General features: G+C 65.7%; 11 protein-coding genes. 7 read left to right on the top strand and 4 right to left on the bottom strand.

Annotated elements, in window-relative coordinates; genetic code table 11:
- The first annotated feature begins 15 nt into the window (after positions 1-15).
- The 6 genes from rluB (at position 16) to truB (ending at position 8,607) form a co-directional block, all read left to right on the top strand.
- Positions 16-1,752 carry a 23S rRNA pseudouridine(2605) synthase RluB gene (rluB, locus tag KPB06_RS17220; RefSeq protein ID WP_275906179.1) on the top strand — a complete coding sequence of 579 codons (1,737 nt, stop codon included), beginning with the start codon at positions 16-18 and terminating at the stop codon, positions 1,750-1,752.
- Between the two features lie 452 nt (positions 1,753-2,204).
- Complete coding sequence (gene rimP / locus KPB06_RS17215; protein ID WP_059575772.1) at positions 2,205-2,663, top strand: ribosome maturation factor RimP; 459 nt, start codon at positions 2,205-2,207, stop codon at positions 2,661-2,663.
- A complete protein-coding gene (gene nusA, locus KPB06_RS17210) occupies positions 2,663-4,138 on the top strand; it encodes a transcription termination factor NusA (RefSeq protein ID WP_059499058.1) in 1,476 nt (491 codons plus the stop codon). Before rimP ends, nusA begins: the two co-directional genes overlap by 1 nt.
- Positions 4,139-4,229: 91 nt before the next feature.
- Positions 4,230-7,148, top strand: coding sequence for a translation initiation factor IF-2 (gene infB / locus KPB06_RS17205; protein WP_059575770.1), 2,919 nt, complete (start codon positions 4,230-4,232; stop codon positions 7,146-7,148).
- Between the two features lie 114 nt (positions 7,149-7,262).
- Positions 7,263-7,661 (top strand): 30S ribosome-binding factor RbfA, encoded by a 399-nt coding sequence (gene rbfA, locus KPB06_RS17200; RefSeq protein WP_059575767.1) that lies wholly within the window; start codon positions 7,263-7,265, stop codon positions 7,659-7,661.
- Positions 7,662-7,674: 13 nt separating this feature from the next.
- Positions 7,675-8,607, top strand: coding sequence for a tRNA pseudouridine(55) synthase TruB (truB, locus tag KPB06_RS17195; RefSeq protein WP_059575765.1), 933 nt, complete (start codon positions 7,675-7,677; stop codon positions 8,605-8,607).
- 107 nt (positions 8,608-8,714) lie between these two features.
- Here the strand turns inward: truB and KPB06_RS17190 are convergent, their stop codons facing one another.
- The 4 genes from KPB06_RS17190 to KPB06_RS17175 form a co-directional block, all read right to left on the bottom strand.
- Entirely contained in the window at positions 8,715-10,274 is a 1,560-nt protein-coding gene (locus KPB06_RS17190) for a DHA2 family efflux MFS transporter permease subunit (RefSeq protein WP_059575763.1), read from the bottom strand.
- 28 nt (positions 10,275-10,302) lie between these two features.
- Positions 10,303-11,517, bottom strand: coding sequence for an HlyD/EmrA/EmrK family protein (locus KPB06_RS17185; protein ID WP_059575761.1), 1,215 nt, complete (start codon positions 11,515-11,517; stop codon positions 10,303-10,305).
- A 52-nt stretch (positions 11,518-11,569) separates the two neighbouring features.
- The gene (locus KPB06_RS17180; protein ID WP_059575759.1) at positions 11,570-13,066 is read right to left on the bottom strand and encodes an efflux transporter outer membrane subunit; all 1,497 of its coding nucleotides are present in this window, start codon (positions 13,064-13,066) and stop codon (positions 11,570-11,572) included.
- Between the two features lie 87 nt (positions 13,067-13,153).
- The gene (locus KPB06_RS17175; RefSeq protein WP_059575757.1) at positions 13,154-13,645 is read right to left on the bottom strand and encodes a MarR family winged helix-turn-helix transcriptional regulator; all 492 of its coding nucleotides are present in this window, start codon (positions 13,643-13,645) and stop codon (positions 13,154-13,156) included.
- A gap of 329 nt (positions 13,646-13,974) precedes the next feature.
- On the opposite strand from KPB06_RS17175, the gene typA reads away from it, so the two are divergent.
- Complete coding sequence (gene typA, locus KPB06_RS17170; protein ID WP_059575756.1) at positions 13,975-15,801, top strand: translational GTPase TypA; 1,827 nt, start codon at positions 13,975-13,977, stop codon at positions 15,799-15,801.
- Positions 15,802-16,111: the final 310 nt, after the last annotated feature.

Genomic DNA, 16,111 nt, shown 5'->3' with positions numbered 1-16,111 from the left:
CATTTTGAGGTTGTTTTGACAGATATCCACGATATTGAATCGTCCGCGCCTGCCGTGCAGGCAGCGCGTGCCGACGATGCGCCGGAGCAGGATGCTTCGGCCGCGGGTGGCGACGAGCGTCCCCGCCGCGGTCTGCGGCGCGGTCCGCGCAGCCTGATCGCGCGGCGTCGCGCGGCGGCCAAGTCGAAGGGCGCCGAAGGCGAGCAGCAGGGCGCCGAGGGCGCGGATGCGCAGCCGGCCGAGGCTGCCGATGCGCAGCCGGCGCGTGCGCCTCGCAAGGAAGGCGCGGCCAAGGGCACTCGCAAGCCGGCCGGCAAGCGCGAAGGCGCGGCCAAGGGCGGCCAGGGCCGTCGCGGGGCATCGAAGGCAGAAGGTGGCTTGGCGAAACCCGTTGAAGGCGATGCGTCCCAGGACGAACTGTTTGCGTACGTGACGTCGCCCGCCTTCGATGCGGACAACTCCGCGGGCGGTAGCGGCGTCCGTGCGCCGATGCTGCGGCGCGGGCGCAACCAGCCGGCGAACAAGCGCGTGCTGTCGCCGGACGACGACGCGCCGAAGCTCCACAAGGTGCTGGCGGAAGCAGGCATGGGTTCGCGTCGCGAAATGGAAGAGCTGATCGTCGCCGGCCGCGTGTCGGTGAACGGCGAGCCCGCGCACATCGGCCAGCGGATCATGCCGACCGACCAGGTGCGGATCAACGGCAAGCCGGTCAAGCGCAAGCTGCCGAACAAGCCGCCGCGCGTGCTGCTGTATCACAAGCCGACCGGCGAAATCGTCAGCCACGCGGATCCGGAAGGCCGTCCGTCGGTGTTCGACCGCCTGCCGCCGATGAAGACGGCGAAATGGCTTGCGGTGGGGCGCCTCGACTTCAATACCGAAGGTCTGCTGATGCTGACGACTTCCGGCGACCTCGCGAACCGCTTCATGCATCCGCGTTACAGCGTCGAGCGCGAGTACGCGGTGCGCGTCGTCGGCGAGCTGTCCGAAGGCATGCGGCAGAAGTTGCTGCACGGCGTCGAGCTCGACGACGGTCCGGCGAATTTCCTGCGTATCCGCGATGGCGGCGGCGAAGGCACGAATCATTGGTATCACGTCGCGCTGGCCGAAGGCCGCAATCGCGAAGTGCGCCGGATGTTCGAGGCGGTCGGCCTGATGGTGAGCCGGCTGATCCGTACGCGTCACGGCCCGATTCCGCTGCCGCGCGGCTTGAAGCGTGGTCGTTGGGAGGAGCTCGACGACGCGCAGGTGCGCAAGCTGATGGCGACCGTCGGCCTGAAGGCGCCGTCCGAGGAGAAGGGCAAGCGCGGCGCTGCCGGTCCGGCCGAGCGTCGCCAGCCCGATCCGATGCAGACGTCGATGGGCTTCATCAGCCGCGAGCCGGTGCTGACGACGCACGGGCAACTCGACCAGCCGCGTCGCGGCGGTGGCCGGCGCGGCGGCCCGGGGTTGCCGGGTCTGAGCGGCTACGGCAGCCTGCCGGTTGCGCCGTCGGGCTACGGCAATCGCACGGGCGGCGGCCGCGACGGCAACCGCATGGGGCGCGACGGCAACCGCGCCGGCGGCGGTCGCGATGTCGACGGCAATCGCGCGTCGTATGGCGCAGGTCCCAAGCGCGATGGCGGGGGCGGCAAGCGCGGCGGTGGCAAGGGCGGCGGCAATCGCAATCCGGGCGGCAATCGTGCCGACGGCGCAGGCAACGGCGGCCCGCGCGGCGGCCAGCGTCCGCAGCGCAGCCGCACGCGCAGCCGTTAAGTCGCTGTTGATTGGCGTCGTACGGCGGCGTAAAGCCGCCGGCTCGTCGGTCTGGCCGGCATCCGGCCGGTTGTGTCGACGCGACGCATTGTATTGACGGGGTTCGGCTGCATCGATGTCGCGTGCCGCGACAACGGCGATCACCGGTACGGCAGGGTGATATCGGTCGATCGGGCAGCCCGATTTCGCATTTTCGGTCCGTAAAGGCAGCCGACGCGCTGCTTTTACCGGCTGGCTTGGCGTTTGCGCCAAAAATCGCTATAATCGCGGAGTCGCTGGGCGTACGGATTCAATGTGCGGCTCAGGTGCGACCACCAGTAAGAAGATGGGCGTTCCGCCCATTTTTTTTTGCTGAAACGGTTAGGCATCTCGGGTAGCGCTTCCTGCGCCGGCTAAGGCGCGCGCCCGCGGGTGAATCGCGAGCGGCGGGCGCGAACACCTGAGAGGACACTGTGCAACTGACGGAACTGATAGAAACCACGGTCACCGGGCTCGGCTACGAGCTGGTGGATCTCGAGCGCACCGGGCGCGGCATGCTTTGCATCTATATCGATCAGCCTGCCGGCATCTCGCTCGAAGATTGCGAAAAGGTCACACGTCAGCTCCAGCACGTCTTGACGGTCGAAAACATCGATTACGAACGGCTCGAAGTCTCGTCCCCGGGGCTCGACCGCCCGTTGAAGAAGCTGGCCGACTTCGAGCGCTTCGCCGGCAGCGAAGCTTCCGTGACCTTGAAAAAGCCGCTGGACGGGCGCAAGACGTACCGGGGCATTCTGCACGCGCCGAATGGCGAAACGATCGGTTTGGAATTTGAGGGGAAGAAGGGCGAGGCAGCCATGCTGGATTTCACGCTGGCCGATATCGACAAAGCCCGCCTGATTCCGCAAGTTGACTTTAGGAGCCGCAAATAATGAGTCGCGAAGTGTTGATGCTGGTGGATGCGCTGGCGCGCGAGAAAAACGTCGACAAGGATGTGGTGCTGGGCGCCCTCGAGGCCGCGCTCGCTTCCGCTTCCAAGAAGCTGTTCGACGAAGGCGCCGAAATCCGCGTCCATATCGATCGCGAAAGCGGCGAGCACGAAACCTTCCGTCGCTGGCTCGTCGTGCCCGACGAGGCAGGCTTGCAGGAGCCGGATCGAGAGATCCTGCTGTTCGAGGCACGTGAGCAGAATCCCGACGTCGAAGTCGGCGAGTATGTCGAGGAACCCGTTCCGTCCATCGAATTCGGTCGCATCGGTGCGCAGGCCGCGAAGCAGGTGATCCTGCAGAAGGTGCGCGACGCCGAGCGCGAGCAGATCCTGAACGACTACCTCGAGCGCGGCGAAAAGATCATGACCGGCACGGTGAAGCGCCTCGACAAGGGCAACTTCATCGTCGAATCGGGCCGTGTCGAGGCGCTGCTGCGCCGCGATCAGCTGATCCCGAAGGAAAACCTGCGCGTGGGCGACCGCGTGCGTGCGTATATCGCGAAGGTCGACCGCACCGCGCGCGGCCCGCAGATCGAACTGTCGCGCACGGCGCCCGAATTCCTGATGAAGCTGTTCGAGATGGAAGTGCCGGAAATCGAGCAGGGCCTGCTCGAGATCAAGGCGGCTGCCCGCGACCCGGGCGTGCGCGCGAAGATCGGCGTCATCGCCTACGACAAGCGGATCGATCCGATCGGCACCTGCGTCGGCATCCGCGGCTCTCGCGTGCAGGCCGTACGCAACGAGCTCGGTGGCGAAAACATCGACATCGTGCTATGGTCGGAGGATCCCGCCCAGTTCGTGATCGGCGCGCTCGCGCCGGCAGCCGTCCAGTCGATCGTCGTCGATGAAGAAAAGCATTCGATGGACGTCGTCGTCGACGAGAACGAACTGGCTGTCGCGATCGGCCGCAGCGGTCAGAACGTTCGCCTTGCCGGCGAGCTCACCGGCTGGCAGATCAACATCATGACGCCGGACGAATCCGCGCTGAAGCAGGGCGAAGAACGCGACCGGCTGCGTGCACTGTTCATGGCGCGTCTCGACGTCGACGAAGAAGTTGCCGACATCCTGATCGACGAAGGCTTCACGAGCCTCGAAGAGATCGCGTACGTGCCGCTCAACGAAATGCTCGAAATCGAAGCGTTCGACGAGGACACCGTGCACGAACTGCGCAACCGCGCACGCGACGCGCTGTTGACGATGGCCATCGCGAACGAAGAAAAGGTCGAGAACGCGGCGCTGGATCTCAAGAGCCTCGACGGCATCACGCCGGAGTTGCTCGCGAAGCTGGCCGAACATGGCGTGCAGACGCGCGACGATCTCGCCGAGCTGGCTGTGGATGAACTGGTCGACATGACCGGGATGGAAGAGGATGCCGCTAAGGCGTTGATCATGAAAGCACGTGAACACTGGTTCCAGTGAGAAATGACCATGGCGCACTGATTTGATGGCGGCCGTATGGCCTGACCCGATGCTAACCGCAAGGAATCGGTCCTTGCACTAAGAGGAATGAATGGCGAGTAACAACGTAGCCCAATTTGCCGCGGAACTGAAAATGCCTGCTGGTGTGCTGCTCGAACAGCTGCAGGCAGCGGGCGTCCAGAAAGCGAGTGAAGACGATGCGCTGTCCGAAGCGGACAAGGCGCGTCTGCTCGATCATTTGCGCAAGTCGCACGGCGCAACCGACGGCGACAAGCGCAAGATCACGCTGACCCGCAAGCATACGTCGGAGATCAAGCAATCTGACGCGACGGGCAAGGCTCGCACCATTCAGGTCGAGGTTCGCAAGAAGCGTACGTTCGTCAAGCGCGACGACGTGGCCGACGGTGCGGAACAGGGTCAGGCGCAGGTTGCCGAAGCGGACGACGATGCGGAACTGAAGCGTCGCGAGGAAGAGGCGCGCCGCGAGGCCGAACTGCTCGAGAAGCAGGCGCAGGAGCTGCGCGAGCGTCAGGAACGCCTCGAACGCGAGGAAGCCGAGCGTCGCGCCCGCGAGGAAGCGGCCGAGGCCGAGCGCCGTCGCGCCGAGGAAGAAGCGGCGGCGAAGCGTGCAGCGGCGGAAGCCGCCGCGGCGCAGCAGGCGGCAGCCCGGCAGGCCGCCGCGGCCGAGCAGGAAACGGCGCCGACGCAGTCCGCGCAGGACGAAGCGCGTGCAGCCGCGGAACGTGCGGCGCAGCGCGAAGCGGCGAAGAAGGCCGAGGACGCTGCTCGCGAGGCGGCCGACAAGGCGCGCGCCGAGCAGGAAGAGATCAGCAAGCGCCGCGCGGCGGCCGAAGCCGAAGCACGCGCGATCCGCGAAATGATGAACACGCCGCGCAAGGCCGTGGTCAAGGCAGTCGAGCCGCCGAAGCCGGCGGAACCGGCGAAGCCGGCCGAAGCGAAGGGCACGCTGCACAAGCCGGCGAAGCCGGAAGGTGCGCAGGCGCGTCCGGCCGTGAAGAAGCCGGCCGGCGCCGCGGCACCGGCCGCGACGCAGGCGCCGGCAGGCGCGGGCGACCGCAACAAGAAGCCGGGCGCAGGCAAGGGCGGCTGGCAGGACGACGCAGCGAAGCGTCGCGGCATCAAGACGCGCGGCGATTCGAGCGGCGGCGTCGACCGCGGCTGGCGCGGCGGCCCGAAGGGTCGCGGCCGTCACCAGGACAGCGCATCGTCGTTCCAGGCGCCGACCGAACCGATCGTCCGTGAAGTGCACGTGCCGGAAACCGTGTCGGTTGCCGATCTCGCGCACAAGATGTCGATCAAGGCCTCCGAAGTCATCAAGGTGATGATGAAGATGGGCCAGATGGTCACGATCAACCAGGTGCTGGACCAGGAAACGGCGATGATCATCGTCGAGGAGCTGGGCCACCGCGCGGTCGCCGCGAAGCTGGACGATCCGGAAGCGCTGCTCGTCGAGGGCGAAACCGGTACCGATGCGGAGCAACTGCCGCGTCCGCCGGTCGTCACGGTGATGGGTCACGTCGACCACGGCAAGACCTCGCTGCTCGACCACATCCGCCGCGCGAAGGTTGCCGCGGGCGAAGCGGGCGGCATTACGCAGCACATCGGCGCTTACCACGTCGATACGCCGCGTGGCGTCATCACGTTCCTCGATACGCCGGGTCACGAAGCGTTCACGGCAATGCGTGCACGCGGCGCGAAGGCGACCGACATCGTGGTGCTGGTGGTGGCGGCCGACGACGGCGTGATGCCGCAGACGAAGGAAGCCATCGCCCACGCGAAGGCGGGTGGCGTGCCGATCGTCGTCGCGATCAACAAGATCGACAAGCCGGAAGCGAACCCCGATCGCGTCAAGCAGGAGCTGGTCGCGGAAGGCGTCGTGCCGGAAGAATACGGCGGCGATTCGCCGTTCGTGCCGGTGTCGGCCAAGACGGGCGCAGGTATCGACGATCTGCTCGAAAACGTGCTGCTGCAGGCCGAAGTGCTGGAACTGAAGGCACCGGTCGAAGCGCCGGCCAAGGGCATCGTGATCGAAGCGAAGCTCGACAAGGGTAAAGGCCCGGTCGCGACGATCCTCGTGCAGTCCGGTACGCTGAACCGCGGCGATATCGTGCTGGCGGGTACGGCCTACGGCCGCGTCCGTGCGATGCTCGACGAGAACGGCAAGCCGACGAAGGAAGCCGGCCCGTCGATCCCGGTCGAGATCCAGGGTCTGTCGGAAGTGCCAGGCGCGGGCGAGGAAGTGATCGTGCTGCCGGACGAGCGCAAGGCGCGTGAAATCGCGCTGTTCCGTCAGGGCAAGTTCCGCGACGTGAAGCTCGCGAAGCAGCAGGCCGCGAAGCTGGAAAGCATGCTCGAGCAGATGGGCGAAGGCGAAGTGCAGAACCTGCCGCTCATCATCAAGGCAGACGTGCAGGGTTCGCAGGAAGCGCTCGTGCAGTCGTTGCTCAAGCTGTCGACCGACGAAGTGCGCGTGCAGATCGTGCACAGCGCGGTCGGCGGCATCAGCGAAAACGACGTCAACCTCGCGACGGCATCGAAGGCGGTCATCATCGGCTTCAACACGCGTGCGGATGCACAGGCGCGCAAGCTGGCCGAGGCGAACGGCATCGATATCCGCTACTACAACATCATCTACGACGCAGTGGATGAGGTGAAGGCGGCGATGTCGGGCATGCTGGCGCCGGAGAAGCGCGAAGTGGTCACCGGCATGGTCGAGGTGCGCCAGGTCTTCAAGGTACCGAAGGTCGGCACGGTCGCAGGCTGTATGGTCACGGACGGTATCGTCAAGCGCTCGTCGTCGGTGCGCGTGCTGCGCAACAACGTCGTGATCTTCACGGGCGAACTCGAATCGCTGAAGCGCTTCAAGGACGATGTGAAGGAAGTGAAGCAAGGCTTCGAGTGCGGTATGTCGGTGAAGAACTTCAACGACATCATCGAAGGCGACCAGTTCGAAGTCTTCGAAGTGACCGAAGTCGCGCGTACGCTGTAATCGTCGCGTATCGGCTCATGGGCGGGGCAGGCTTGGGCCTGTCCCGCCCATTTTCATGGTGGCGTGCCGAAAATGGCCGCCGCTTCATCCTGATAAACGGATCACGGATCGATCATGTCCAGGAAACGTACTTCCCCCAATCGCAACGTTCAGATCGCCGATCAGATTCAGCGCGATCTGTCCGAACTCATCATGCGCGAGGTCAAAGATCCGCGCATCGGTATCGTGACCATCCAGAGCGTGGAACTCACGCCCGACTATGCGCACGCGAAGGTCTACTTCACGGCGCTCACCGGCGATCCGGACAAGACGCAGGAGGCGCTGAACCACGCGTCGGGCCACCTGCACAACCTGCTGTTCAAGCGCCTGCACATTCATACGGTGCCGACGCTGCATTTCCATTACGACCAGACGATCGAGAAGGCCGTCGAAATGTCGCGCCTGATCAAGGAAGCGAACTCGACGCGCGCGAAGGACGACGGCGAGGCCGATGCGCCTGCCAAGGACGATTGAGCTCGACCGGCCTATGACGAATGCAGCACCCCAACGTCCGCGCGTGCCCCGGCGCGTGCTGGACGGCGTTCTCCTGCTCGACAAGCCGGTCGGCCTGTCGAGCAACGATGCGCTGATTCGCGCAAAGCGCCTGCTTCTCGCGAAGAAAGCCGGTCACACCGGCACGCTCGATCCGCTGGCGTCGGGCCTGCTGCCGCTGTGCTTCGGCGAGGCGACCAAGTTCTCGCAGGATTTGCTCGACGCCGACAAGACCTATGAAGCGACGATGCGTCTCGGCCAGCGCACGGCCACCGGCGACGCGGAAGGCGACGTGATCGACACGCGGCCCGTCGAATGCGATCGTGCGGCGGTGGAAGCGGCGCTCGTGCGCTTCACCGGCGACATCGTGCAGGTGCCGCCGATGTATTCGGCGCTCAAGCGCGACGGCAAGCCGCTGTACGAATATGCGCGGGCCGGCCAGACGGTCGAGCGGGAAGGCCGCAACGTGACGATCCACGCGCTCGAACTGCTTGCGTGCGAGCTGCCCGACGTGACGTTTCGCGTGACCTGCAGCAAGGGCACGTATGTGCGCACGCTCGCGGAGGATATTGGCGAGGCGCTGGGTTGCGGCGCGCATCTGACGATGCTGCGTCGCACGGGCGTCGGCGCGCTGACGCTCGAGCATGCGGTGACGCTGGATGCGCTGTCGGACGCTGCCGAGGCGGCGCGCGATGCATGGCTGCAGCCGGTCGATGCGTTGCTGTCGACGTTCCCCGCCGTTCGGCTCGACGACGCGTGCGCGAAGCGGTTTCTGCACGGCCAGCGCCTGCCGCTGTCGGCATTGGAGCCGATCGACGCGGCCGAGGGCGAGCGCGTGCGCGTGTACGACGCAACGCGGTTGCTCGGCGTGGCACGCAAGGCGAATGGCGTGCTCGCACCGGAACGGCTCGTCGTGACGGCTCAATGACGCAGCAGCGCGCATGACTGCACGCGGCGGAATAAGAAAAGCCCGGTCGATTTCGACCGGGCTTTTTGTTTCGCGTGACCGCGCAGTGATGCGCTGCCGGGTAGTGCTCAGTGTGCCGCCGACGCCGCCGCACCGGCATCGCCGCCGCCCGCGCGTTCGGGCTTGGTGATCCAGATCAGCGCGATCAGCAGCACGAAGATCACCGCCGAGATGTAGAACAGGTCGTTCACGCCGAGCTGCGCGGCCTGTTGCGTGGCCATGTTGTTGATGAGCCCGTGCGCCTGGTTCTGCGACAGCCCGAGATTGCCCATCTGCGTGACGGCCTGGTTGAACGTCGGGTTGTACGGGTTCGCCTGCTCGACCAGTTGCGCGTGATGGAAGTTGTTGCGGTGGTCCCACGCGGTCTGGAAGATCGACGTGCCGATGCCGCCGCACATGATCCGCACGAAGTTCGACAGGCCGGACGCCGCGGGAATGCGGTGGCCGGGCAGGCCGGACAACGTGATCGACACGAGCGGGATGAAGAAGCCCGCCATCGCGATACCCTGCACGAGCGTCGGCAGCGTCAGCGACCATTCGTCGACGCCCGTCGTGTAGCGCGAACGCATCCAGAAGCACAGCGCGAACGTCAGGAACGACGCCGTCGAGATGAAGCGTGGATCGGTGCGCGGCAGATACTTCCCGGTAAGTGGCGACAACAGGATGGCGAACAGCCCGACCGGCGCCATCACGAGGCCGGCGTCGGTCGCGGTATAGCCGATTTGGGTCTGCAGCCACAGCGGTAGCAGCACGAGATTGCCGAAGTACAGGCCGTATCCGATCGACAGCGCGACTGTCCCGCCGGTGAAGTTCCGGATGCGGAACAGCGACAGGTCGACGACCGGGTGCTCGGCGGTCAGCTCCCAGATCACGAAGAACGCGAACGCGATGACGGCGGTCAGCGCGAGCACGATGATGGTCGTCGACGCGAACCAGTCGAGATCCTTGCCCTTGTCGAGCATGATCTGCAGCGAGCCGACCCAGACGACCAGCAGCGCGAGGCCCACGCCGTCGATCGGCGCGCGACGCACGGCCGACTCCCGATTGCGATAGATCATCCACGTCGCGGCGGCGGCGGCGACGCCGACCGGGATGTTGACGTAGAAGATCCACGGCCACGAATAGTTGTCCGAGATCCAGCCGCCGAGAATGGGGCCTGCGACGGGTGCGATCAGCGTCGTCATCGCCCATAGCGCGAGCGCCATCGGTGCCTTTGCGCGCGGATAGCTCGACAGCAGGAGCGCCTGCGACAGCGGAATCATCGGGCCCGCGACCGCGCCCTGGAGCACGCGCGACCCGAGCAGGAACGGCAGGTTCGGCGACAGCCCGCACATCCACGACGAGATGACGAACAGGATGATCGACGCGAGGAACAGGCGCACTTGCCCGAAACGGTCGGTCAGCCAGCCGGTCAGCGGCACCGAGATTGCGTTCGCGACCGCGAACGACGTGATGACCCACGTACCCTGGTCGGACGACACGCCGAGGTCGCCCGAGATGGTCGGGATCGCGACGTTCGCGATGGACGTGTCGAGCACGTTCATGAACACCGCGAGCGACACCGCGATCGTGCCGAGTATGAGTTGCCCGCCCTGCAGGGGCGGGTAGGAGGCGGGAGCCTGTGCCATGTCGGTTGCCTTTCCGAAGTCGGAACGGTTACATCATTTTCGCGGCGGTGCTCTGCTTCGCCGCGACCGGCGCCGATGCATTGCCGCCTGCGTTCTCGGCGATGATGCGCGCGATTTCGGCGTCGGCTTCGTCGCCGTATTTCGCGAACACGTTGGTCTCGTAGACGGTGTTCGGCGCGTTGACGAGCTGGTCGCCGCGTTCGTCCTTGATGTTGACGTCGACCTGCATCGACAGGCCGATGCGCAGCGGATGCTTGTCGAGATCCTTCGGGTCGAGCTCGATCCGCACCGGCAGGCGCTGCACGACCTTGATCCAGTTGCCGGTCGCATTCTGCGCCGGCAGCAGCGAGAACGCCGAGCCCGTGCCGGCCGAGAAGCCGACGACCTTGCCGTGGTACGTGACCGACGAGCCGTAGATGTCGGCCGTCATTTCGACCGGCTGGCCGATGCGCATGTGCTTCAACTGGACTTCCTTGAAGTTCGCGTCGACCCACACGGCATTGAGCGGCACCACCGACATCAGCGGGTTGCCGGGCGACACGCGCTGGCCGACCTGCACCGAGCGCTTCGCGACATAGCCGGTGACCGGCGCCGGCAGCACGTTGCGCGCGTTCGCGAGGTAGGCGTCGCGCACCTTCGCGGCGGCGGCCATCACGTTCGGGTGCGATGCGATCGTCGTGTTCGCGGTCAATGCGCGATTCGAGGCGAGCTGCTGCTGCGCGGCGTCGACCGATGCCTGCGCGGCCTTCACGGCGTCGCGGGCATGCGAGATTTCTTCCTGCGACACGGCGCCCGTCTGCGCGACGGCCAGGCGGCGGCGCAGGTCGTCCTGGGCCTTCGACAGGTCGGACTGGCGCAGCGCGACTTGCGCGCGGTACTGATCGTCGTTGACGAACAGGCCGCGCACCTGGCGCACGGTCTGCGCGAGGTTGGCTTCCGCCTGCTGCAGCGCGACCTGCGAATCGGCCGGGTCGAGCACGACGAGCGGATCGCCGGCCTTGACCGTTTGCGTGTCGTCCGCCTTCACGGCGATCACGGTGCCGGTGACCTGCGGCGTGATCTGCACGACGTTGCCGTTCACGTATGCGTCGTCGGTGTCTTCATGGAAGCGAGCGACGAGGAAGTAATAGAGGCCGTATGCGATGGCCGCGATCACGATGACCGCGACGAGCAGCGTCATCATTCGCTTGCGCTTGCCGTTATTCTGCGGCTGCGCGCTGGCGGCGTTTTGTTGGTCGCTCATGGCGATTTTCTCCGTCCGTTATTTCGAGTGTCTGCGTAGTGGTGGCGCCGGATCAGTTGGCGGCCTGTTTGGTCGGCGCGGCGGCATCGGGTGCGGCGAGCGGCGTGCCGGTCGCGTCGAACCCGCCGCCGAGCGCCTTGATCAGGGCGAGCTGCATGTCGCGCCGGCGCATCTTCAGGTTGGTCACCGTCTGCTCCGAGGCGAGGCGGTTGCTGTCCGCCGTCAGCACCTGCAGTTGCGGCGACAGGCCGGCCTTGTAGCGGATGACCGCGAGATCGTACGCGCGCGTCGACGCGTCGAGCGCACGTTGGGCGTCGCCCATCTGGCGATCGACCGCGCGGATCGACGCGACCTGCGTCGCGACGTCGTTCAGCGCGCTGATCAGCGTCTGGTTGTAGTTCGCGACCGACAGGTCGAAGTCGGCATAGCGGCCCTTGAGCTGGGCGCGCAGCGCGCCGGCATCGAAGATCGGCAGGTGGATCGCCGGCCCGAACTGCGCCTGGCGGCTCGCGAAATTCAGGAATTTGCCCCAGCCGAACGCATCGAAGCCGAAACCGGCCGCGAGGTTCACGTCGGGGAAGAACTCGGCCTTCGCCTCCTTCACGTCGTGCATCGCGGCTTCGACCTGCCAGCGCGCGGCGACGATGTCGGGGCGGCGCGACACGAGGTCGGCCGGCAGGTTGCCGGGCAGCGTGACGTCGCCGCTCGGGTTCATCACGGGCGCCGCGATCTGCAGCCCGCGATCCGGGCCCTTGCCGAGCAGCGCGGCGAGCTGGTAGCGCACCGTCGTGATCTGGCCGTCGAGGTCCGACAGCGAAGCCTGCGTCGTCGCGATGTTGCCGCGGGCCGTCTGGCGCTCGACGTTGGTGTCGAGGCCGGCCGATACGCGGCCGTCGGTGATCTTGCCGACCGTCTCGCGGTTGGTGATCTCGCGCTGCGCGATGTCGCGCAGCGCATAGAGCTGCGCGAGCGAGTTGTAGGTGCGCGCGACCGACGACGCGAGCGTGATGCGCGCCTGTTGCAGGTCGGCTTCGGCGGCCTTTTCCTGCGATACGGCCGTGTGCAGGCGTTCGCGGTTCTTGCCCCACAGGTCGAGTTCCCACGAGGCGCTCGCGAGCGCGTTGTTCTCGCTGTACCACTGGCCGCCGTACGGGGGCGGGAACAGCGCGTTCGACGAGTACAGCTCGCGCGTCCACGAATAGCTGGCTTCGGCCTTCGGCATCAGGTTCGAGCGCGACGACTCGATGTACGACGAAGCCTTCGCGATGCGCGCCTGCGCCTGCGCGATCGACGGGTTGCCCTGCAACGCTTCGTCGATCAGCTTCGGCAACTGCGGGTCGCCGAACTGGCTGGCCCAGTCGAGCGCGGGCCACTGGCCGCCCTGGGCCGGCAGGCTCTGGGCGGATTCGAATTGCGACGCGGGGGCAATCTGCTTGTCGCTCTTGATGCCGATGTAATTCGCGCAGCCCGCGAGCGCCAGCGCGGCGACCGCGGCGGCGACGGCGGCGCGGCACGACCCGGCGCGCACGGACAACGGGGAGGATTTCATCGCGCTAACCCCTGACTCGGAATGAATGATGGACACTGCAAGGATTTCCTTACATTAATCTGTCAAAAGTAATTGTTATGGCAACTATTACGTGACGCTACCGCCGGCCGTCTCGCAATAGTTGCTGAGAATGCGGCGCAGCATGCTCTTCAGGAACCCGACTTCTTCCGGCGTAAACCCGTCCAGCACCTGGTCGAGCACGCTGCGGAAAATGGGCGGCAGCCGTTCGGCCAGCGCACGGCCTTCGTCGGTGAGCTCGAGGCGCACGACGCGACGATCCTCGATGCTGCGCACACGCGACAGCAGGCCGCGTTTCTCGACCCGGTCGAGCAGGCGCGTGACCGCGCTGGCGTCGATCCCGTATTCGCGCGCGAGTTCGGCGGCCGTCGAGCACTTGCCGACCGCGATCATGAACAGCATGCTCGCCTGCGTGCCCGTGATGCCGAGTTCTTCCTGCGTGCGCTGCGTGACGAGGTTGGTCATCACCGACTTCACGCGGGACATCAGATAACCGACGCTATCGTTCATCTGATACGTAGACAGCGGCGAAACGGGCGGTGGGGTAGAAGAATCCGACATAAAACCCTGAAGCTGCAATAGTTGACTAGGCAGTAGTATAGGCACAATTGCTTGCCGCGGCAAATGTTAATCGAACGGCAAAACGCGTGCTGTGTCCCGCGAGAGTCCCTTGTCCGGGTAAGGTTTCTTCGCCGCACGGTGCCGGTGCGCCGGACCTTTGAGCAGTTCGGCAGCGCCGCGCGGCGCTCCCGTTTTGCTGCGTTGCAACGGGCGGGTCGGCTCTCGACACGCGCACGTGCTATAATTTGAGGCTTTCCAAGCTGCAACGCGCGCGCCCGTGAAAAACACGAGCGCGCGCGTTTGCGCGTTCAAACGATTTCCAGGTTTCTATGACCCGCGCCCTTCGCAATATCGCCATCATCGCCCACGTCGACCACGGCAAGACCACGCTCGTCGACCAACTGCTCCGCCAGTCCGGCACCTTCCGCGAGAACCAGCAGATTGCGGAGCGGGTGATGGACTCGAACGACATCGAAAAAGAGCGCGGGATCACGATTCTCGCGAAGAACTGCGCGGTCGAGTACGAAGGCACGCACATCAACATCGTCGACACGCCGGGGCACGCGGACTTCGGCGGCGAAGTCGAGCGCGTGCTGTCGATGGTCGACTCGGTGCTGCTGCTCGTCGACGCGGTCGAAGGCCCGATGCCGCAGACGCGCTTCGTCACGAAGAAGGCGCTCGCGCTCGGCCTGAAGCCGATCGTCGTCGTCAACAAGATCGATCGTCCGGGCGCGCGGATCGACTGGGTGATCAACCAGACCTTCGACCTGTTCGACAAGCTCGGCGCGACCGAAGAGCAGCTCGACTTCCCGATCGTCTACGCGTCGGGCCTGAACGGCTATGCGTCGCTCGATCCGGCCACGCGCGAAGGCGACATGCGCCCGCTGTTCGAAGCGATCCTCGCGCACGTGCCGGTTCGCCCGGCCGATCCGGAAGCCCCGCTGCAGCTCCAGATCACGTCGCTCGACTATTCGACGTACGTCGGCCGGATCGGTGTCGGCCGCATCACGCGCGGCCGCATCAAGCCGGGCCAGCCGGTCGTGATGCGCTTCGGCCCGGAAGGCGAGGTGCTGAACCGCAAGATCAACCAGGTGCTGTCGTTCAAGGGCCTGGAGCGCGTGCAGGTCGAGTCGGCCGAAGCGGGCGACATCGTGCTGATCAACGGCATTGAAGACGTCGGCATCGGCGCGACGATCTGCGCGGTCGACACGCCGGAAGCGCTGCCGATGATCACCGTCGACGAGCCGACGCTGACGATGAACTTCCTCGTCAACTCGTCGCCGCTCGCCGGCCGCGAAGGCAAGTTCGTGACGAGCCGCCAGATCCGCGACCGCCTGATGAAGGAACTGAACCACAACGTCGCGCTGCGCGTGAAGGATACCGGCGACGAAACGGTGTTCGAAGTGTCGGGCCGTGGCGAGCTGCATCTGACGATTCTCGTCGAAAACATGCGTCGCGAAGGCTACGAGCTGGCCGTGTCGCGTCCGCGCGTGGTGATGCAGGAGATCGACGGCGTGCGGCACGAGCCGTACGAGCTGCTGACGGTCGACGTCGAAGACGAACACCAGGGCGGCGTGATGGAAGAGCTTGGCCGCCGCAAGGGCGAAATGCTGGACATGGCGTCGGACGGCCGCGGCCGTACGCGTCTGGAATACAAGATCTCGGCACGCGGCCTGATCGGCTTCCAGAGCGAATTCCTGACGCTCACGCGCGGCACGGGCCTGATGAGCCACATCTTCGACTCGTACGCGCCGGTCAAGGAAGGCTCGGTGTTCGAGCGCCGCAACGGCGTGCTGATCTCGCAGGACGACGGCGCAGCGGTCGCCTACGCACTGTGGAAGCTGCAGGATCGCGGCCGCATGTTCGTGAAGCCGGGCGACGCGCTGTATGAGGGCATGATCATCGGCATCCACAGCCGCGACAACGACCTCGTCGTGAACCCGATCAAGGGCAAGCAGCTGACCAACGTGCGTGCGTCGGGTACCGACGAAGCCGTGCGTCTCGTGCCGCCGGTCCAGATGTCGCTGGAATACGCGGTCGAATTCATCGACGACGACGAACTGGTCGAAGTGACGCCGCAGTCGATCCGCCTGCGCAAGCGCTTCCTGAAGGAGCACGAGCGTCGCCGCGCGAGCCGCGAAGGCGCGGTCGACTGAGCATCGACCGTTCCCGAGCACGACGAAAAGGCTGCCTTCGGGCAGCCTTTTTCGCATCCGCGCATCGTGCAGCCGGATTGCCTGCAAAACACTGTTCCCGCGGGCCGCCGCAATCCGGCAAAACCCCGTCGCGCGGTGCTTTCACGCACATTTCGCCGCGAACTCCGGTATCGGTTCTGTGATATGCTGCGCGCACGCAAGTTTTAGGTCCTTCCAAGCAAGACTTGATTCGCAATCCGCTAAACGGTCAGGCCGTGTCGCGGAAGGTTGAGTAACCCGCTATTTCTCGAGAAGCTCGAAGAAAGGTGAG

It is taken from the genome of Burkholderia semiarida (assembly GCF_029268935.1).
Lineage (GTDB): Bacteria > Pseudomonadota > Gammaproteobacteria > Burkholderiales > Burkholderiaceae > Burkholderia > Burkholderia semiarida.
The sequence above is the reverse complement of the archived record's forward strand: the minus strand, read 5'-3'. Positions and strand labels throughout refer to the sequence as shown.